Below are 19,265 nucleotides of genomic sequence, written 5' to 3'. Positions count from 1 at the left end.
TTTTTGTAGATAATCATTAATTGTAGCGATAGCTCTACTGATTTATAATTTTTGAAAATCCGATATTAGTTTATCTAAGTCTGTGAAAATTTCAGGTTCTTTTATTTGTGCGTTATCTTCAACTTCTTTATGTATTAATTGTTTTGTTTTTTTAGAGATATTAGTTGCATTCATAGGTGTTTCCTTAAGATCTTTGTAAATAAGACTAACAAATACAAATTTGCAGATTGTTTTAAAAGAATCATATTCCTCTACATCTTCTGTTAATGTTGTAACAGAGTGATTAACATACACAATGTTTGGATCCATTAAAAATTCGTTTATTGAACTTTCAATAGTCTTCGCAAGTGTAAATTTTCCATCATCAATTATATTGATTTTAAATATTTTATGTTTAGTTACTGACATATCTTTCTATTTTTAAAAAACTTGTTTTTATTTTATCAAAAAGTTTGAAAACATCTACTAAATTTTTTTGTTGAACTTTATCATCTTGCTGATCTATCAAATCAAGTAAATGTCTGATGACATCTTGCTTCGTTATATTAGAAGTGCTTTTTGCTGATATAAATTTTTTGAAATGCTCATTAGCAATATTGACTATTGGAGTCTTTAGTTTTTCGGTATAAACTAAATCTGAATATGGCTTATCAAATATATCTAGGTTTTCTAAAGATTTACAGTAATTATTCAATGCCGAAATATATATATCTTGCGGAAACAAATCTTCAAAAGTTCTTTCTTCCTTGTCATTATAAACTGAATTTATTTCTATTTCTTCCCAGTTTGCTTGTGATATATTATTTTTATAAAACTTTTTCAATTTAATATTATTTGCTTCCGTATCACTATCTAACAAAATTATACCTGATAAATTGAGATTATTTTTTCCAAGATAGTTAATGGCTTGTGGTATATTAGATACACCATCTGCGTTATAAATATTCATCCATTCTAATTCCCTGTATTTTTCAAATTGGAATATCCTATGTAAGGCTAATTTTTCCGTATTACCTTCAACAATTAAATTTATATCACCGATTAAGAAAGAATCATTGAGCATAATACCCAGTTCGTTTCTCAAAATTTGATATTTGTTCAAGTAACTTTTTTTTCTGATTTTTGTTCCTTCATCTGGTGTTTTCTCTACAAAAACTAAAGAATCTACACAATTTCTGAGTGCTAAAAATGGATTATGCGTTGTGTAAAATATTTGGGAGGTTTCTGAAATTTCTTCAAAAGACTTAAGTAAATCCTTAGACCCTTTAGGATGCAAACTTTGACCAGGTTCATCAAGAATAATTATTGTATTTTTTTTACCGCTAATTTTCTGTGAATATAATTTATTTACAAGAAATGAAAAATAGTACTGAAAACCAGGACTTCTCTCATTAATTGAATAACTTTTATTAGAATTATCTCTAATTATCAAGTTTAATCTATCTCCCAAAGCAGGTACTATCTTAATATTTATACTTTGATCTTGTTTATAATGTTTTTTAAAAATTTGGTTTAATTTAATCTCAATGTCTGATAGGTATGTTGTAACGAAATTAATGTCATTGTTTTTAAAAATATTAAAATCATTACAGCCTCCAACTATCAATAATTTTCTAAATGTTTCAAATTTTTTATCATCACCATTTAATTCTTCAACTGTAGATGGTTCAATAAGTAAATCCTCATTTTCAAAATATTCTATTGCAGGATAAATATCGTTAAAAAACAAATCATAAAATTTTGATTTATTTTTCATTTCATCCGGAATTTTTAAACCAAAGGAATCTTTTGAATATAGGCTCAGCGATATATTTGATAAGCCATTCCCCCAACGTTTTATTTGTAACAAACAATTTTCGCAATTTTTATCTAATGCAACAATATATTGAGTATCTAAATATTCAGATAATAATTCATATAGTTTTGGATATAAATTTTTGTTTATATGGAATATCCCAACAATAATTGGTAATCCATTGGGATAATCATCTGAACTCTTATTTAATAAATTAAAACTTAATTCCTTGTCTAAAATATTTAAATAACTAATTGCAGAAATAATACTTGATTTTCCACTTTCATTCTTACCAACAAAGCAAATTTGATTATTGTTTATCTCAAATTTCTCGTGTTTAATTGATTTGAAATTAAAAATTTCGACTGATTTTAATTTCATTATTAATAATATATAAGTGTTATAACCATATTTATTTCGTGTGATGGCGAAATATTCGTAACGGTAATATTTTCGTCAACAATTTTTTTTATTTCATTTGTAGATATAAAATCATTACGTTGCTTTTTTACTTCTACCAAGCACTGTTGGTATTGACCGTAAGACATTTGACTCATAAAATATTCTGTTTTTTTCATGGTATTATTATTTAAAGAATGTTAAGATTTTACGAACTTAAGAAATAATTACAATAGAACAATTAATTCATTAAAATATATGTTTAGTTACATATTATTGATCGATGATCAATTTTTTAGTGAGTTTGATATAAATATAATTTTCAATAAACCATCGTTTTCCAACCTACACAACTTCGCCGGAAGTCACAAAACCCTAGTTTTCCAACAAAACAACTTTTACTTTGGTTTCAAAACGAGGGTTTTGAAACCAAACAACTTTGGCGGAAGTCTCCCACGGTCTGCGGGAAATCAAGTGACTTTTACTTTTGTTTCCCAACGATAGTTTTGTGACGAAAGAATATTTTTTATACATTTAAAACGTGTAAAAATTAAAATATTAACAATAAAAACACTAAATGTATGAAAATTACACTATCAAAGCTTAGTACTAAAGATTTGGCTACGCTTACACAGAGAACTATCAATGTTTCAGATTCAGGAACTTATGCGGTTATCACAAATCATCCGCTTCTGGCAGAACTCAAAACCAAATACACAGATTATGATGCTGTATATGCAAAGCAAATCTACAGCGGAAAAGGTGATGAGGTCGCCAATGCTGACAAAGAAAGAGACCTATCTTTCTCCAATCTGAAAGCTTTCCTGAACGGTTACCGGAAACTGGCTTCTGTTGCAAATCAACAGTCGGCAGAAGATCTGTATCAGATTTTTAAATTGTTCGGTCTGGAGTTGTACAAAATGAGCTATTCCTCCCAAACCGCCCAGATGAAAAAACTCATCGAGGAACTGGAAAAACCGGAGAATGCCCAAAAGCTGAAAGACCTGAAAGTGGAAACAGCCTTCAATGAGATGAAAGACAAGCAGACGGCTTTCGAAACCATCTTTGCAGAGCAGGCTGGCGCCAATGCTGATCTTCGAAACCAGAAAAGTGCCTCGGGCATCCGCAAAGATCTGGAGAAAACCCTGAAATCTTTCTTCGGACTATTGACCGCAATGAGGGATGTCACAGACTGGAAACTCTTCTACAACGATGTGAACGAACTGGTGAAAGCAGCAAAGAACTCCAACCTGCAACCAATTGTGAACAAGGAGAATAATCCGCAATCTTAACCACAATCATCTTAAATATGAACCTGCCACAACGCAGGTTTTTTTGTGCCTTATACTTTTTCTTAAACTACTATTAACAGTCATTTTCCCTTTAGGGAACGGTTTTTGTAATTTTTGAGGCTTTAGAATTCTTAAATACCAAATCTCAGAATATTATGAAAAATTATCTTTTACCAGCCGTAGCTGTGCTGTTTTTCAGTTGTAAAGAAACCAAAAAGACCGACGGTTCCGGACAAACCGAAGAGGCCGTGACCCAAACCGATACTTTGAAACTGCCGCCGCCGGATGAGAAAAGTGCGAAGAACAAATTCAGCAACGTCATCGGATGGCCGAAGGATAAAGCGCCTACTGCGCCGGAAGGTTTCACGGTGACGCGTTTTGCGGAGGGTATCAAAAGCCCGAGGAATATGATTCAGGGAGAGAATGGCGATATCTTCGTGGTACTTTCCAATTCGGAACGTTCTACGGCAGACAAAATCAAAAATGACCTGAGCGGAAAAAGCGATGCTGAGGTGGGCGGCAAATCTGCTAACCGCATTATCCTGTACCGCGATGCCAACAAAGATGGCATTCCGGAAACGTCTTCCGTGTTCCTTGCAAACCTCAATCAGCCATACGGAATGCTGATCATCAAAGACAAATTCTATGTCGCCAATACCGACGGACTCTACGTTTATCCGTACAAAGCAGGCGACACCAAAATCACACAGCCCGGTAAAAAGATCGTAAATCTGCCGGCTGGCGGTTACAACAACCACTGGACAAGAAACCTGATTGCCAACAAAGACCAGTCTAAAATCTATATCTCCGTAGGATCCGGCAGCAACGTCGGCGAAAATGGGATGGAGTACGAAGTGCGAAGAGCCAACATTCTGGAAGTTAACCCGGATGGAAGCGGCGAAAAAATCTACGCAGCCGGACTTAGAAACCCAGTCGGAATGAGCTGGAATCCCACAACCGGACAACTTTGGACTGTCGTCAATGAACGTGACGAATTGGGAGATGAGCTGGTTCCGGATTATCTGACCAGTGTGAAACGTGATGCTTTCTATGGATGGCCTTACGCTTATTTCGGACAAAATGAAGACCCGAGAAGGAAAGGCGAAAAGCCGGATCTGGTAGCGAAAACCATTGTGCCGGACGTGCCTCTGGGAAGTCACACGGCTTCTCTTGGTTTGGCATTCTACACAGGATCTCAGTTTCCGGAGCAGTATAAAAACGGCGCTTTCATTGGGCAGCACGGTTCCTGGAATCGTTCATCTCTGGTAGGTTATCAGGTGGCGTTTGTGCCATTCAAAAATGGAAAAGCTTCGGGTTCTTATCAGCCATTTTTAACAGGATTTATTGCCAATGAAGCCAAAGGTGATGTGTACGGAAGACCGGTTGGTGTACTTCAGATTGCTGACGGATCTTTGCTGGTGGCGGATGATGTGAGCGGCATTGTCTGGAGAGTAGCTCTTACCAAAAAGTAATTTTAAAGATTTTCTAAATTTTAACATTAAAACCTGCTTTGAGCAGGTTTTTTTGGTTGATCTGGTGAATCTTTACTTCACAAATGAATTTAAACTGATAAAAGTCTGATCACGATAAACTGTTTTGAGATTGACTGAAAAAGTAAGGTCTTAAAATATCTTCGAAATTATAAAGTCCATTCAGTTTGTTTTTCAGATTTTCTGCTACGAACAGTGCACCGCTTCCGAAGGCTTCTCTGGAAATAGATTCGTGAACCAATCGAACAGTCTGATAAGGAAATCCAAAGATGACCTCGTGTTTACCTACAATTCCGCCAGCTCTCACCGAATTGATACTTTCTGTTTCCACATCCAAAACTTCCGCAATTTTCATCGCTGTTCCCGATACACCGGACTTGGCTTTGAAATGCTCCTCAATCACTTCTATGTCTACGCCTGGTGCAATATTTTTTAGCAACGAGGCTGCGAACAGAAGATAGTTGACGCCTAAAGTAATGTTGGGCGACCAGAAAACAACTGTATCATTTGAAAGTTCTTTGAGAAGTTTGGTTTCATTTTCTCCGTAATGCGAAATAGCAGAAATGATCTTGATTTTTTTCTGAGCCGCAGTTTTACCGTAGTAATAAATGCTTGCCTCGGTAGAAAAATCGATGATGAGGTCCACGGGATGATCTGTAAATAAGGTTTCCAGATCGGTAGTCTGCTGGGAAAAGATCGTTGCGGTATCAGGCGCATTGACTCCAAGAATATCTTTGGCAGAGACCTGTTTCAGCTTGTCATTATTCTTCAGAACCCATTCCAATGTGAAATCCTGATGCTGAAGAATAACATTTGCTACTGCCTTTCCTGCCTTCCCGAATCCTATTAATCCTATTTTCATAATTACAATTTTATATGATGATTTTAATTATTGATTTCGAATATTAACATCAGTAAGGTACGATAAAATATATTAACCGCCTTTTCGGTCACGATCTGTAATGATTTCTTAGCAGGAGCATCGTTCTTCCGATATGCTTTTGATATATTTGTGGAACATTCAATATTTTAAAATGGAAACGATAATTTCTATTTTATTGTCACAGAAATATACCAGCAGTGAAAATTCATAACAAAAAAAGATTTCTCAGTTTTCTCAAATTCAAACGGGATTTCCAGCAATATGGTTTGGAGAAAGCCCGCAGTTATGAATTGATTATTCATTGGCTTAATAACAAACTTAGCCGCAGTCAGTTTCTTTTGCTGTCAGGGATTCTGGTAGGATGTACGGCGGGACTGGCCGGCGTGATCCTGAAAACGATTGTTCATAATATTCACTTTTTCATTGTCAATAAAGTCCATTTCGAATATCAGATTTTATTCTACATTATTTTTCCTTTCCTAGGCATTGTGTTGACGACAATTATTGTGTTGACGATCTTCAAAGGTCAGGACAGAAAAGGAATTGGTGCGATCCTGTATGAAATTGCGCAAAACTCAAGTATCGTTTCCTCGGTCAAAACATATTCTCAGATTGTTCAAAGTGCGATCACTGTAGGTCTCGGAGGATCTGCAGGTCTGGAAAGTCCGATTGCAGTGACGGGTGCAGCCATTGGTTCCAACTACGCCCAGACTTACCGCTTAAATTATAAAGAGCGAACACTTCTCCTGGCAGCAGGTGCTACCGCTGGTATTGCATCTGCATTCAACGCTCCGATTGCCGGGATTATGTTTGCTTTTGAGATTCTCTTGACGGGTGTTGTGTTCACAGATTTTATTCCTTTGGTTGTGGCTGCGGTTTGCGGCAGTTTGTTGTCCAGAATTTTACTTCAGGAAGATGTCCTTTTCAGATTTTATACCAGAGAGGCATTCAATTATCGAAATGTTCCTTACTATCTGATTTTGGGAATTGTGACGGGGCTATATGCCAGATATTTCCTGATCGTTTCTCAAAAGGTAGAACATTTTCTGAAAGGACTTCAAATCTCCAGACTTCGAAAAGCGATGCTGGGAGGTGCGGTATTATCTTTTCTGTGTGTGCTATTTCCGCCTTTGTTCGGCGAAGGATATGATACGGTAAAAGCCTTTACCAATGGTCACGCCAATGTGATTGTAGAAAATAGTTTTTTCCGGTATTTTGATCTTAAAGAATGGACCATCATTGTCTTTCTGATTCTTGTTTGCCTGTTAAAAGCATTTGCGACATCATTTACTATTTTCAGTGGTGGTAATGGCGGTAATTTCGCGCCGTCGCTTTTCGCTGGTGGTTCTGTGGGATTTTTGTTTGCTGTGATTTGCCAGCAGATCGGCTTCAAGGATGTTCCGGTTACAAATCTTATTCTTGTCGGAATGGCCGGTGCAATGAGCGGTGTTTTGTATGCACCATTAACTGCTATATTCTTGATTGCCGAGTCCAGTTTTGGTTATGATTTATTTATTCCGCTAATGATCGTTTCTGTCATTTCCTACTTGATGGCCAAATGGTTTTCGCCAATATCACCGGAATTAAAATCATTGGCAGATCAGGGAAAAATATTTACAAATGAACACGATAAAAACCTTTTGTTTTCTCTTCATACCGAAGATTTTATTGATAAAAATGCCCAGACAATTAATGAAGATGCATCTATCAATGACTTGTTCGAATTGGTAAAAAATGGAAATAAAAACCTGTTTGCAGTATTAAATAACGATAACAAATTAAAGGGAATTCTGACGCTTGATGATATCCGGCCATATCTTTTTAATCAGGAAAATAATGCTGCTTTGCCAGTGACCAAAATTATGAAAGCACCGCCTGCATTAATCAAAGTAGAAGATAAACCTTTGGACATTCTTCAGATTTTTGATGATACAGGATCTTGGAATCTACCTGTGGTTGACCAGAATAATGTATTCATTGGTTTCATTTCCAAATCATCAATTCTCATGAGCTACAGGCAAGTTCTGAAAGGTTATTCTGAGTAAGGTAATATAAAAAAACATAAAGCCGAATCATTTCCGATCCGGCTTTTTATATTTATTGATACCGCTGATGTTCTTTCGGTTTGGAGAACTTATCGATAAGTGGTTTGAACAGCGCTTTGTATTTCTCAATATCAAATAACTGCGAATCTGTCAGGGCTTTGTAAGTAATCCAGACACTGAACGGGAAGAGGACAATATTCGGAATCCACGCGGCGAGGTAAGGATTCAGTTTTCCTTTCCACGAGATGTTTTCCACCGTTAGATTCAGGACGTAGAAAATGATGAAGATCACAATGGCGATGATTACCGGAAGTCCCATTCCGCCTTTTCTGATGATCGATCCAAGACTGGCACCAATCAAAAAGAAAATGATACAGGTGAAAGAGTAGGACACGATCCGCTGCTGGTACATCACGATTTTGTTGTGGCTTTTCACGATGTCCGAAATGGCAGTTTCGTTGGAATCTGTCGCAGCTTTCAGGGTTTCGATTTTGTTGTAGGCACTCCAAAGCACTTCCAGCTTTTTATCTTTTTTGAGTGTATCGATTTTGTAAGGCTCTTTGATGACCTTCTCCTGCTGCTTTGTTTTATCTATATACTGAACGTAATTGTTGGTCTGCGAAATCACAGGCGACGCCATAGAAGTGAGGGAAACCAGATTGCTTTTTCTGTTTTTCTCCAGCGTTCCATTCACCTCTCCGTAGGTTTGGAAACGGTAATCTTCCGTTATTTTTTCTTTCTCAATGGCATTGTTGATGAGCTCACTGATGTCAAAGTGATAAACCAGACTGTCAAATTTCACCGATTGATTCGGTTGCTTTTTTCTTTCTTCGTAAGGTTTTCCGGAGATGTTGTCTTCATAAACATAGCCATCGTAAAGAATTAGTTTCAGGTAATTACGGTCTTCGGCATTGGCAAATTTTCCTTTTTTCGCGATAATGGTCTGCTGATTATCATAAGGACTTGCATTCTTGTGCAGGAAAACACCTTCCAGTTTTTGGCCGCCTTCGCCATAGATTTTGTCAAACTTTACAGAATAACCTGAGATTTGGTCAATGAAAACGCCAGGCGTAAAGTTGAGCGCAGGCTTGGATGATACGATGTTGAACAACATATTCTTCGCCTTCCTTTGGAAATCCGGAATGATGTTATTGGAAAATAAAAAGAGAATTCCGGCGAGGAAAGAAACCGTTATCAGCAAAGGCATCATTACCCGCAAGAGAGAAATCCCGGCTGCCTTCATCGCTGCCAGTTCGTAGCGCTCTCCAAAATCTCCAAAAGTCATAATCGAGGAGAGGAGAATCGTCAATGGCAGTACCATACTAACAACGCTCATTCCAAGGTAGAAAAGAAGTTTTGATATTTCGCCGTAAGTCAGACCTTTTCCCGTCAGCTGCGACATTTGCGTCCAGATGATATTGACAATGAAGATGAAAAACAGCACACTGAAAATAAAAAGAAACGGCCCGAAAAAGGTTTTGACAATATATTGATCTAATTTTTTCAATTCAGAAATTTAAACCTCAAAAATACTGCAAAAAAAGCAATACTGAAATGGGTTGTAGGATTTTAGGAATATTTTAAAATTAAATCTAAAAAAATCCGCAATAATCAGTTGCGGATTCAATTTATTATAAAAGAAAAAAGTCTATTATCTTTTATCTATCATCTATAAGTCTTATTAAAAAATATAATCCGTACTCAGGAAGTTAGAATCGTGGTCTCTTACAATAGAATTCAACAGTTCTTTGTTGGCATCCGTAATTTTTGCAGCGACTAATGATCGGATGGAGAAAGATCTCAAGGCATCAAAAACAGAAAGTGTTCCTTCCGCACTGTCTTTTCTTCCTGTGAATGGGAAAACATCCGGGCCTCTCTGTGCTTGGCAATTGATGTTCACGCGGCTTACAAGATTTACAAAAGCGTCGATCAGTTTTGAGGTTTCCATTGCATCTTCACTGAAAAGACTCACCTGCATTCCGTGGTCTGCATTCACCTGATAATCGATTGGCTCATCAATATCATCAAAAGGAACAACAGGAATCACTGGTCCGAACTGCTCTTCGTGATACAATTTCATTTGGTCATTTACAGGATAAACCACAGCTGGGAAAACGAATGAAGCTTCGTTGTAACCACCGTTTTCATTAAGAACTTTTGCACCTTTTGATATGGCGTCCTCTATACATTCTTCAAGGTAAGGTGGTTTGTTGACTTCCGGAAGTGGGGTGATTTTCACATCTTTTTCCCAAGGCAAACCAGGTTTCAAAGCTGAAACTGCTGCGGTTAATTTCTGAGTAAATTCTTCCGCAACTTCTTTCTGAACAAAAATCAGTTTTAAAGCTGTACATCTTTGACCATTGAAGGAAAGTGATCCCAGAATAATTTCGCTTACCGCAATATCCAGGTTGGCATGTTTGGTAACGATGGCGGCGTTTTTTGCATCAAGACTTAGAATTGCTCTTAATCTGTTCACTTTTGGATGAAGTTTTTTCAATCCATTCGCCACTTTACTTGATCCGATGAAGGCGAGAACATTCACTTTTCCGCTTTCCATAATTGGGGTGATGATCTCTGCGCCTTTTCCGTAAAGTGTATTGACTGTTCCTGCCGGAAATGCTTCCTGGAAAGCTTTTAACAAAGGATAATGCGCCAGAACGCCGTGCTTTGGCAGCTTGAAGAGAATCGTATTTCCCATAATCAAAGCTGGAATCAAAGTCGTGAAAATCTCGTTCAACGGGTAATTGAACGGTCCCATACTCAACACTACGCCAAGTGGTGCTCTTCTCACTTGTGCAATGGTGCCTTCTGCCTGCTGGAATCTGGATGATTCTCTGTCGAGATCTTTTAAAGCGTCAATGGTTTGGTTGATGTAATCTACGGTTCTGTCAAATTCTTTGGTAGAATCAGGGAGTGTTTTTCCTATTTCCCACATCAATAGTTTGATGACCAGATCGCGTTCTTTAATCATTAGATAAACGAACTTCTGCATACATTTGATTCTGCTTTCCACGGACATTGTCGGCCATTCGCCAAGACCGTTGTTGTAAGCTTTTACAGAGGCTTCCAAGACGTTCATGGCGTCTTCCGGACTGATGTTTGGTATGCTTCCCAGCAGTTTTCTTTCCAGTCCATTTTCTGTTGGGATGCAGATTGGGGAATAGATTTCGGTCACGTCGCCGTTCCATTGTACCAGTTCGCCGTTTAGGAGATATTCTCTTTGGTGGATGACGGGAACTTTGTATTCTTTGGGGATTTCGTTTTCGCTTTTGAATATGTCTTTGAAGCTTGGATTTTCTGAACTCATAGTTTTGTTAATTGTGATTAATTACGTTTTGATTTTTGATGACAATAAATTTAGAGATAAAGATTGATTCTGAAAGGCTGTTAACATAGATTTATTCTATGCGGGAATCAAAAAAACTCAACCGGAAAGTTGAGTGTGATTTTATTTTCAAGATTCTTCGACTCCGCTCAGCACGACAATTCTAATATGAGACGTCAGTCTGAGTGGAGTCGAAGACTTTACAATTATTTATTATCCGTAGACTTGAGCGCCCAAGCGATAAGTGCTGGCTGCATAAATAACCTTGCAAATCTTTTGTTGTCTGAGTTAAGTCCAAATGCGTTTCTTCTTTCTTTGTACTGGGCATAGTTTCCGGGGAAAACTGCGGTGAACAATCCGGCAGCGAGCTGTCCTACGAGTGATTCATATTTCTTAGGTGCAGCGATGATGGCGGCTCCCATTGCGATCTCTACGATTCCGGAATAGACGACGGTATCATCTTTTTCCAATGGTACCCACTCGGGGACTTGCGCCTGGAATTCTTTTCTTGCGAACGTAAGGTGTCCGATTCCTGCTGAGATGAGCATTGCGCCCAAGCCGTATTTTGCGATGGTTTTGATTGTACTTGCTTCCATAATAGGGGATTTTCCGGGAGTAGGTTCAAGAATGATTCCAAAAATGAGGCTAGGGTGTTAAAAGGTTTAATAAATCTTGGGATTTTCATGATTGGGTTTTGTCATTTTGACATAAGATTTTGATACGCTATCGGTATACGGTCGGTATACGCATCCTATACGCAAAGTTTGTTTTTGGTAGTTTTATGTTTGGATGGTTTTTGACAGTTTGGCAGAGTGGGTTTTTTGTTGGGTTTATTTTGTCGGTTTACGGGAATCCGTAATTGTAAGTGGTTGAGGTTTTGTAGATTTGGGGGAATTAAAACTATAATACTATGAACTTAAAAAGAATCAAATTAAAAAATTTTAGAGGTTATTCTCAAGAAACAATATTTGATGTAGATGATCTTAATGTGATTATTGGAAAGAACGATATTGGAAAATCAACTATTTTGGAAGCTTTAGATATATACTTTAATGGAAAACCAGAAAAAGAAGATTTATGCATTGATCATGATGTAAGAGCAATCGAAATAAGTTGCATTTTTGATAATTTACCATCAGAAATCATCTTAGACGATACAATTACAACCACTCTTGCTGAAGAATTTTTACTTAATTCAGAAGGCTTGTTAGAAATTAAAAAGATTTATCCATTAACTGCGACGGGAGCAATTTCAGAAGAATCTTTTATTATCTGTCAATATCCAGATAATGAAAATCTTTCAGATTTATTGTCAAAGAAGAGAACAACTTTAAAATTGCAATTTGAAGAATTGGTCATAGATCCTGAAGGAGTAAATAGAAATCAGAGTAAGGATTTACGTAAAGCTATAAGAAGACATTTCCAACCTCAAAATGGTTTTGAGCTAATTACTAAATCACTAAAGATTGACGGTAAACTAGATAATGAAGATAATAGAAAGAAGATATGGACGAGTATTAAAAAATTCCTTCCGTTGTACTCTTTATTCTTTGTTGATAAACCTTTAAATGATCAAGATACTGATATACAAGATCCAATGAAAGAAATAATTAAGGAGGTATTAAACAGAGAAAATATTCTACCATTATTGGAAGAATTAAAAAATGCTGTGCAAGAAGCTTCAACAAATCTTGCTGATAGAACTATTGTAAAATTAAATGAATTAGATTCAGATTTAGCGGAAACATTAAAATCGAGTTTTCCTAAGGAGCCATCTTGGAATAGTATTTTTAAGTTAACTTTAGAAGATGAAAGGGGCATACCACTAAATAAAAGAGGTAGTGGTATGAGAAGACTAGTACTCTTAAGTTTTTTCAGAGCTCAAATTGAAAATAGAAGAACAGCGGAATCTCCAAACATAATTTATGCGTTAGAAGAGCCAGAAACATCACAACATCCTAATTTTCAATTGATGATTGTAAATGCTTTAAAAGAACTGTCTGAAACTGATAATGCACAAGTCTTTTTTACGACTCATAATTCAAATCTGGCTAAAGAAATTCCAAATAAATCACTGCGATATATTTTTAGAGATAATGCAGGTATTTGTAGAATTGAAAATGGAAGTCATATTGATGGTTCGGATAATGAATTAATTATTGATAAAATTATTGAAACTTTAGGCGCTTTACCTGACCCTAAAAACAAAGTTAAAGTTTTAATTTTTGTTGAAGGAGAAAATGATATTAATGGACTAATTAACTTTAGTAAATTATTACATAATGAAGATCAAACAATTATCAATTTAGAAAATAATGAAAAAGTCGCTTTTATACCAACAGGAGGATCTCAGTTAAAATTTTATATTGAAAAGAAATATTTAGATGGACTTTTGCAAAAGCAAATTCATATTTATGATTCAGATATACCAGATTATATTCAAAGTGTTGCAAACTTAAACGCTGAAGCTAATCCACATAAAATTGGATTTAACACAGTAAAATTAGAATTAGAAAATTATTTACATCACGAAGCTATTATTGATTGTTACGCTGAAGAAAGAATTCCAATTAATCTTTCAGAGATTTTAGATACTGATGATGTACCTAAAAAAGTTGCTATGGCTGTGCATATGTCACAGGGAACCACGACTTGGGATCTAATGCATAGTGATCCGATAAGAAATGAAGAGAAACAAAAGAAAAAAGTATCTCAAGCGAAAAAAAATCTTAATAAACGAGCGATTGAAAAAATGACAATAGATAGACTTAGAGAAAGAAATGGTTATGATGAAATAAAAAATTGGTTAACAAAAATAAAGGAATATACCCAGTAGATAATATTTATAAAAACCTGCTAAACGCAGGTTTTCTCATTTAAAATCAATCCGTAAATCTACTTCTTCTTTTTCCCTTTTAAAGTAATAATAACCGCCCCATTTTTCCCCTTCGCTCCATATTTTGAAATGGCTTCTTTGCCTTTTAAAACTTTGATATCCTCAATACTATTGGTGTCAATCTGCTGAAATTGTTTATTTGTAATAATCTTTCCCTCTACAACGTATAATGGTTGATTATTTTCGTTAATGGATAAAGGCTTGCCAAGTCTGAGTGGTTGCGTTTTTGGATTCTGTCTGTCAGCATCTGATACAGCAATCTTCCCAAGCCTTATAGGTCTATTTTGATCTGTTTGAACAGGTTGTTTTTTAGGCGGTTTAACCTGTGCTACTTCGCCTCTGACTTGTATCGGGACGTCTGTTTTTACGGGATGATTCACTTTCGGTTGCGTCTGTGCCGAGACGATACCTCCCGATGTGAGGACAAAACCAACGGCAAACTTTGCAAATAAAGAATTGAGGAAAGAATGGCTTAGGTTCCTGTCCAGCTGATCCACACGAAAATTGGCGCAGATGTTTGAGTTCTGGGAAAGGTCATCGATAATATCCTGGTCAGATGCGTTGGTAAAATCTCGTACGCTCTTGGAACAAACCTGGCAGAATCTGCCTTTTTCTTCGGGCGTCATAGAGGCCCAGTTTTCGTGACACGGTTTTGGGATGGTAACTTTCATAATGTCTTTTTTTACTAAGATGCATTATTCTGAAAAAGGTTGGAAATGACCTGAAATTTTACAAATGAAAATACAGCGGATCCTGATATTTGAATTCGAAGTTCAATTCTGAGATTAATTTTTGTGGAGAAATGGTTCTGCCGACAGTGGTTCGTTCGCCGGAGTAGGGCAGATCTTTCTGCGCGTTGATGACTTCCTCTTTGTTCGGGTGGATGGGTGCGACGATGTTGTAAACTTTGGACTGAGATTGTTGCTCCAGCATCTTCTCAACGACGGAACAAATATCAGCGTAATGGATGTGATTAACCAACAGATGCAGGTCGGAAATATTGTAATTCTTCAAAAGCCTTTCGCCACCCATTAATCCTGCTAATCTCAGAATGTTGGTCTGAGGAAATTGTTCCAAAATAAAACTTTCACTTTCCACATTTTCAGCAGGTGTGTCATCTTCTGTAAATTCTTTTTCTGTTTGAGGATAAACGCCCGTGGAGCTCATTAAAAACAATTGACCTTTGTAATCACCAAGAAAGTTCAGAAGGTTTTGACGTTTGTCATTCATCGGAATCTGCGCCCCTCGAAGTCCCGAAAACGGCACGCTGATGATGATGGCATCCAAATCTTTTGCGACTTCCCAAGCTTTCATATTGGCATCCAGTTCGTCGGGAAAACTGACTAGAGTAGTGTGGTAGCCTTTGGCACTGAGGTCTTGTGCTTTGGAAAGTGTGGTAGTGGTTGCAAAGATGTTGTAGCGGTCTGATAATCTTTCTGCGATGTGATTTCCGAGCCAGCCGTAGCCGATGATTCCTAGGTTTTGCATTTCTTAATGTTAACTTTTCAGTGATTTCTGATTGTCGTCTGGGTCTTGGAAGTTTTGAAGGATTCTTTGGATGTATAGAACATCATCTCCATAATAATAAATAATAGAATTGTGCTTTGTGAGAAGAAATTTATGAAAATGTGTGTCTTCGTATTTTTGAAAAATAGTTTTCTTTTCTAATAACAGAGTAATTGCTTTTTGAAACTTTTCAAAGAAATCTTCCAAAATGTCTATATTCCATTCTTCCAAAAGATAAGTTTCTATATTAATGAGGTCTTGTTCAGCTTGTTTAGATATTTCGTAACGCATTTTCTTTGTATTTTTCTATACGTTTTTTCATATTTTCCATCACGACTTCTCCCGGAATTCCTTTTCCATTCTTAAAATCTTCTTCAGCTTTTTTCAATGATTCCAAGATTTCTTCTTTGGTTTCGTTACGCCATTGTTTAGGTTCGATGGTTTTTGAAATAACTAAAAGTTCTTCTGGTGTGAATCTTTTTTCTTTAAGTTTTTTGAAAAAGGTTGGTTTCTTGATACCCGATTTTTCAATGATATAAGACATTTTGAAAGGAGAATTTTTAAGAATCTCATCAATGTTATTTTGAATTTCAATGTATTTTTGGATTTCTGCTATCATTATTTTATGTTTTTAAATATCATTTTGTGATACAAATATAATCAAATTCTGATAAAATTATTTTATTTTAATTTTAATAATTATATGGATGTTGAACTATTATAATTTCGTTTAAATTATTCATTATTGAAATCTTCGCGACTTCTAAAGTCAAGTGGAATTGGTGAATAGGTTGGATAAATATTAAGTATAATATTAAAATCTAGGTTTTGTACTTTATCAAAATACTTAAAGTCTGTAATTTCAGACACTTCTAAGATTTGATTTTCATTCTCAATATTTAAGACAAATCCAAATGGTGGAAAAGTAAATTCACAAACACCTCCGTTTACATTATCAAATGTCCAATTTCCATTTTTTATTTGTCCCTCATTATTTAAGTACATATAGAATCTGTATTTATCTGGAAGTTCTACATAATTTTCATTTACTACAAACTCTAACAATTCTGGGTATGTCTCGGTGAACCAAGAGCCGTTGTTACAAATAAAAATCGAAGTGATCTGCTTTAAGAAATTCTTCAAATTTACTTCTTCTCTCTTTATATTAAATTCAATTGCTTTAAAATTTTCTGATTCATTAATTATTGTATAACCTATTTTCGCAAAATTTACATAATCATTAACGTATTTCAATCCTAAAAAATTATTACAATTCTCACACAAACAGTAATCTCCCAGACCACCTTGTTTTAATTTAGCCTTTGGTTTTTTTCCGTCTATATATTCAAGAAAGTTATCAAAATAATCATTTTGAGGTATCGAAAAAAACCTTGTCTCTTTATTAAAAGCTGAACGTGGTGGAAAATGTTCATAATTTAACATTTTCTCCTGTTTGCAAATTTTACATATTCCTTTTACTTTCATAGTCAATTAAAAAAGGTTTTCATCCACAAAATTCGGCAACGTCACCTTCAAATTCGGTTCAGCTTCCATTGCTCTTTTAATGGCGAAAACAGCACCCTCATTTCTTGCCCAGCTTCGTCTTGAAATTCCGTTGTTCACGTCCCAGAAAAGCATTGATTTTAATCTTCTGTCGGCATCATCGCTTCCATCGAGCAACATCCCGAAACCACCGTTGATCACTTCGCCCCAGCCAACGCCACCACCGTTGTGAATACTCACCCAGGTTGCGCCACGGAAACTGTCGCCAATCACATTGTGAATCGCCATATCTGCCGTAAATCTCGAGCCGTCATAAATATTGGAAGTCTCTCTGTACGGCGAATCCGTCCCCGAAACATCGTGATGGTCTCTTCCCAAAACCACCGCTCCGATTTCTCCGTTGGCAATGGCTTTGTTGAAGGCTTCAGCGATTTTCATTCTTCCTTCTGCATCTGCGTACAGAATTCTCGCCTGCGAACCAACGACCAGATTGTTTTCCTGAGCGCCTTTAATCCACGTGATATTGTCTTTCATCTGCTGTTGGATTTCTTCTGGCGATGTTTTAATCATTTCCTCTAAAACATTACACGCAATATCATCCGTTTTCTGCAGATCTTCCGGTTTTCCGCTGGTACAAACCCAACGGAACGGCCCGAAACCATAATCAAAACACATCGGTCCCATAATATCCTGAACGTAACTCGGGTATTTGAACTCCCTTCCAATCGTAGGATTTTCTGCCATTACATCGGCTCCGGCTCTGGAAGCTTCGAGTAAAAAGGCATTTCCATAATCGAAGAAATAGGTTCCTTTTGCTGTATGTCTGTTGATGGCGGAAGCGTGTCTTCTCAAGGTTTCCTGAACTTTTTCTTTGAATAATTCAGGGTTTTCTGCCATCATCGTATTGGATTCCTCAAAGGTTTGCCCGACCGGATAATAACCGCCCGCCCACGGATTGTGAAGCGAAGTCTGGTCTGAACCGATATCGATTCTTAAATTTTCTTCATCAAATTTCTCCCAGATATCGACGATATTTCCAAGGTAAGCCAGAGAAACCGTTTCCTGATTTTCCTGCGCTTTTCTTACTCTAGTCACCAGTTCGTCCAGATTTTCGTGGATTTCATTCACCCATTTCTGTTCGTGACGGATTTTGGTAATCTTTGGATTGACTTCTGCAATGACCGTAATGCAACCTGCGATATTTCCGGCTTTTGGCTGAGCTCCAGACATTCCGCCCAAACCTGAGGTGACGAATAATCCGCCTTTCGGTTCTTTATTGATTTTTCTGAAAGCATTTAAAACGGTAATCGTAGTTCCGTGCACAATTCCCTGCGGACCGATGTACATATAAGATCCGGCCGTCATTTGTCCATACTGGGAAACACCCAGCGCATTGAATTTTTCCCAATCATCCGGCTTGGAATAGTTTGGAATCATCATCCCGTTGGTCACCACCACTCTCGGAGCATCTCTGTGCGAAGGAAACAATCCCATCGGATGACCGGAATACATCGTCAACGTCTGTTCGTCTGTCATTTCCGACAGATATTTCATCGTCAAAAGATACTGCGCCCAGTTGCTGAACACTGCACCATTTCCACCATAAGTAATCAATTCGTGCGGATGTTGCGCCACTGCATAATCCAGATTATTCTGAATCATTAGCATAATGGCTTTTGCCTGCTCAGATTTCCCGGGATATTCGGCAATGTCTCTTGCTTTCATCTCGTAATCGGGACGGAAGCGGTACATATAAATTCTGCCATATTTTTCCAGTTCTTCCCTGAATTCCGGTAACAATTCTGCGTGGAATTTGGGTTCGAAATAGCGTAAAGCGTTTTTCAGAGCTAGTTTCTTTTCTTCGTCTGAAAGGATTTCTTTACGTTTCGGTGCGTGGTTGATGTGGGTTTCGTATGGTTTTGGCTGAGGTAATTCGGTGGGAATGCCTTGTTGGATTTGTTGCTGGAAAGTCATTATATCGTTGATGGTTGTTTGTTGATAGTTGATGGATTTTTTGTGGTTTTAAAGATATTCAATTTGAAAAATATATTGTAATGAAATAAGAAAAAATTCCCCTCCTCTGGAGGGGAGAAATCTGAAATTGTAAATTTCAGATTTCGGGGGTGGTCAC

General features: G+C 36.8%; 17 protein-coding genes. 4 read left to right on the top strand and 13 right to left on the bottom strand.

All coding sequences use genetic code 11. The features are described 5' to 3' along the window. Window positions 1-42: 42 nt before the first annotated feature. The 3 genes from LUD75_RS08370 to LUD75_RS08360 are packed head-to-tail and all read right to left on the bottom strand — an operon-like array spanning window position 43 to window position 2,373. Complete coding sequence (locus LUD75_RS08370) at window positions 43-408, bottom strand: hypothetical protein (RefSeq protein WP_232705226.1); 366 nt, start codon at window positions 406-408, stop codon at window positions 43-45. Further along, a complete protein-coding gene (locus tag LUD75_RS08365; protein ID WP_232705225.1) occupies window positions 395-2,176 on the bottom strand; it encodes an AAA family ATPase in 1,782 nt (593 codons plus the stop codon). Before LUD75_RS08365 ends, LUD75_RS08370 begins: the two co-directional genes overlap by 14 nt. A 2-nt stretch (window positions 2,177-2,178) precedes the next feature. Then, on the bottom strand, window positions 2,179-2,373 hold the full coding sequence (locus LUD75_RS08360; RefSeq protein WP_232705224.1) for a hypothetical protein: 195 nt from the start codon (window positions 2,371-2,373) through the stop codon (window positions 2,179-2,181). 402 nt (window positions 2,374-2,775) lie between these two features. Between LUD75_RS08360 and LUD75_RS08355 the strand changes: the two genes are divergently transcribed. Then, a complete protein-coding gene (locus LUD75_RS08355) occupies window positions 2,776-3,486 on the top strand; it encodes a DUF6261 family protein (RefSeq protein ID WP_232705223.1) in 711 nt (236 codons plus the stop codon). 155 nt (window positions 3,487-3,641) lie between these two features. After that, window positions 3,642-4,958, top strand: coding sequence for a sorbosone dehydrogenase family protein (locus tag LUD75_RS08350; protein ID WP_232705222.1), 1,317 nt, complete (start codon window positions 3,642-3,644; stop codon window positions 4,956-4,958). Window positions 4,959-5,067: 109 nt separating this feature from the next. Here LUD75_RS08350 and LUD75_RS08345 read toward each other — a convergent pair whose 3' ends face one another. Further along, window positions 5,068-5,838 carry a dihydrodipicolinate reductase C-terminal domain-containing protein gene (locus LUD75_RS08345; protein ID WP_232705221.1) on the bottom strand — a complete coding sequence of 257 codons (771 nt, stop codon included), beginning with the start codon at window positions 5,836-5,838 and terminating at the stop codon, window positions 5,068-5,070. A 218-nt stretch (window positions 5,839-6,056) separates the two neighbouring features. Here LUD75_RS08345 and LUD75_RS08340 point away from each other — a divergent pair, with 218 nt between their 5' ends. Continuing rightward, a complete protein-coding gene (locus LUD75_RS08340; RefSeq protein WP_232705220.1) occupies window positions 6,057-7,904 on the top strand; it encodes a chloride channel protein in 1,848 nt (615 codons plus the stop codon). 52 nt (window positions 7,905-7,956) lie between these two features. Here LUD75_RS08340 and LUD75_RS08335 read toward each other — a convergent pair whose 3' ends face one another. From LUD75_RS08335 to LUD75_RS08325, 3 genes are all read right to left on the bottom strand, one after another. Then, window positions 7,957-9,411: an LptF/LptG family permease gene (locus LUD75_RS08335; protein WP_232705219.1), complete on the bottom strand. Its 1,455-nt coding sequence runs from the start codon at window positions 9,409-9,411 to the stop codon at window positions 7,957-7,959. A gap of 174 nt (window positions 9,412-9,585) precedes the next feature. Then, a complete protein-coding gene (locus LUD75_RS08330) occupies window positions 9,586-11,211 on the bottom strand; it encodes an NADP-dependent glyceraldehyde-3-phosphate dehydrogenase (RefSeq protein WP_232705218.1) in 1,626 nt (541 codons plus the stop codon). Window positions 11,212-11,435: 224 nt separating this feature from the next. Further along, window positions 11,436-11,825 (bottom strand): hypothetical protein, encoded by a 390-nt coding sequence (locus tag LUD75_RS08325; protein WP_232705217.1) that lies wholly within the window; start codon window positions 11,823-11,825, stop codon window positions 11,436-11,438. 314 nt (window positions 11,826-12,139) lie between these two features. Between LUD75_RS08325 and LUD75_RS08320 the strand changes: the two genes are divergently transcribed. Further along, window positions 12,140-14,065, top strand: coding sequence for an ATP-binding protein (locus tag LUD75_RS08320; protein ID WP_232705216.1), 1,926 nt, complete (start codon window positions 12,140-12,142; stop codon window positions 14,063-14,065). A 59-nt stretch (window positions 14,066-14,124) separates the two neighbouring features. Here LUD75_RS08320 and LUD75_RS08315 read toward each other — a convergent pair whose 3' ends face one another. From LUD75_RS08315 to LUD75_RS08290, 6 genes are all read right to left on the bottom strand, one after another. After that, complete coding sequence (locus LUD75_RS08315) at window positions 14,125-14,796, bottom strand: hypothetical protein (protein ID WP_232705215.1); 672 nt, start codon at window positions 14,794-14,796, stop codon at window positions 14,125-14,127. Window positions 14,797-14,854: 58 nt separating this feature from the next. Continuing rightward, window positions 14,855-15,613, bottom strand: coding sequence for a hypothetical protein (locus tag LUD75_RS08310; RefSeq protein ID WP_232705214.1), 759 nt, complete (start codon window positions 15,611-15,613; stop codon window positions 14,855-14,857). 9 nt (window positions 15,614-15,622) lie between these two features. Next, on the bottom strand, window positions 15,623-15,922 hold the full coding sequence (locus LUD75_RS08305) for a type II toxin-antitoxin system RelE/ParE family toxin (RefSeq protein ID WP_232705213.1): 300 nt from the start codon (window positions 15,920-15,922) through the stop codon (window positions 15,623-15,625). Continuing rightward, window positions 15,903-16,250, bottom strand: a complete 348-nt coding sequence (locus tag LUD75_RS08300; RefSeq protein WP_232705212.1) for a hypothetical protein — start codon at window positions 16,248-16,250, stop codon at window positions 15,903-15,905. The genes LUD75_RS08305 and LUD75_RS08300 overlap by 20 nt, the downstream gene beginning before the upstream one ends. Window positions 16,251-16,366: 116 nt before the next feature. After that, a complete protein-coding gene (locus LUD75_RS08295) occupies window positions 16,367-17,116 on the bottom strand; it encodes a hypothetical protein (RefSeq protein WP_232705211.1) in 750 nt (249 codons plus the stop codon). Window positions 17,117-17,122: 6 nt separating this feature from the next. Then, window positions 17,123-19,108: a urocanate hydratase gene (locus tag LUD75_RS08290; protein WP_232705210.1), complete on the bottom strand. Its 1,986-nt coding sequence runs from the start codon at window positions 19,106-19,108 to the stop codon at window positions 17,123-17,125. Window positions 19,109-19,265 lie beyond the last annotated feature (157 nt).

The sequence above is a fragment of the Epilithonimonas sp. JDS genome, from assembly GCF_021261315.1.
Classification (GTDB): Bacteria; Bacteroidota; Bacteroidia; order Flavobacteriales; family Weeksellaceae; genus Epilithonimonas.
The sequence above is the reverse complement of the archived record's forward strand: the minus strand, read 5'-3'. Positions and strand labels throughout refer to the sequence as shown.

Excerpts from the sequence above, each read along its gene's own strand:
- LUD75_RS08370 (WP_232705226.1), bottom strand. The coding sequence starts at position 408 with ATGTCAGTAACTAAACATAAAATATTTAAAATCAATATAATTGATGAT.
- LUD75_RS08365 (WP_232705225.1), bottom strand. The coding sequence starts at position 2,176 with ATGAAATTAAAATCAGTCGAAATTTTTAATTTCAAATCAATTAAACAC.
- LUD75_RS08360 (WP_232705224.1), bottom strand. The coding sequence starts at position 2,373 with ATGAAAAAAACAGAATATTTTATGAGTCAAATGTCTTACGGTCAATAC.
- LUD75_RS08355 (WP_232705223.1), top strand. The coding sequence starts at position 2,776 with ATGAAAATTACACTATCAAAGCTTAGTACTAAAGATTTGGCTACGCTT.
- LUD75_RS08350 (WP_232705222.1), top strand. The coding sequence starts at position 3,642 with ATGAAAAATTATCTTTTACCAGCCGTAGCTGTGCTGTTTTTCAGTTGT.
- LUD75_RS08345 (WP_232705221.1), bottom strand. The coding sequence starts at position 5,838 with ATGAAAATAGGATTAATAGGATTCGGGAAGGCAGGAAAGGCAGTAGCA.
- LUD75_RS08330 (WP_232705218.1), bottom strand. The coding sequence starts at position 11,211 with ATGAGTTCAGAAAATCCAAGCTTCAAAGACATATTCAAAAGCGAAAAC.
- LUD75_RS08325 (WP_232705217.1), bottom strand. The coding sequence starts at position 11,825 with ATGGAAGCAAGTACAATCAAAACCATCGCAAAATACGGCTTGGGCGCA.
- LUD75_RS08320 (WP_232705216.1), top strand. The coding sequence starts at position 12,140 with ATGAACTTAAAAAGAATCAAATTAAAAAATTTTAGAGGTTATTCTCAA.
- LUD75_RS08315 (WP_232705215.1), bottom strand. The coding sequence starts at position 14,796 with ATGAAAGTTACCATCCCAAAACCGTGTCACGAAAACTGGGCCTCTATG.
- LUD75_RS08310 (WP_232705214.1), bottom strand. The coding sequence starts at position 15,613 with ATGCAAAACCTAGGAATCATCGGCTACGGCTGGCTCGGAAATCACATC.
- LUD75_RS08305 (WP_232705213.1), bottom strand. The coding sequence starts at position 15,922 with ATGCGTTACGAAATATCTAAACAAGCTGAACAAGACCTCATTAATATA.
- LUD75_RS08300 (WP_232705212.1), bottom strand. The coding sequence starts at position 16,250 with ATGATAGCAGAAATCCAAAAATACATTGAAATTCAAAATAACATTGAT.
- LUD75_RS08295 (WP_232705211.1), bottom strand. The coding sequence starts at position 17,116 with ATGAAAGTAAAAGGAATATGTAAAATTTGCAAACAGGAGAAAATGTTA.
- LUD75_RS08290 (WP_232705210.1), bottom strand. The coding sequence starts at position 19,108 with ATGACTTTCCAGCAACAAATCCAACAAGGCATTCCCACCGAATTACCT.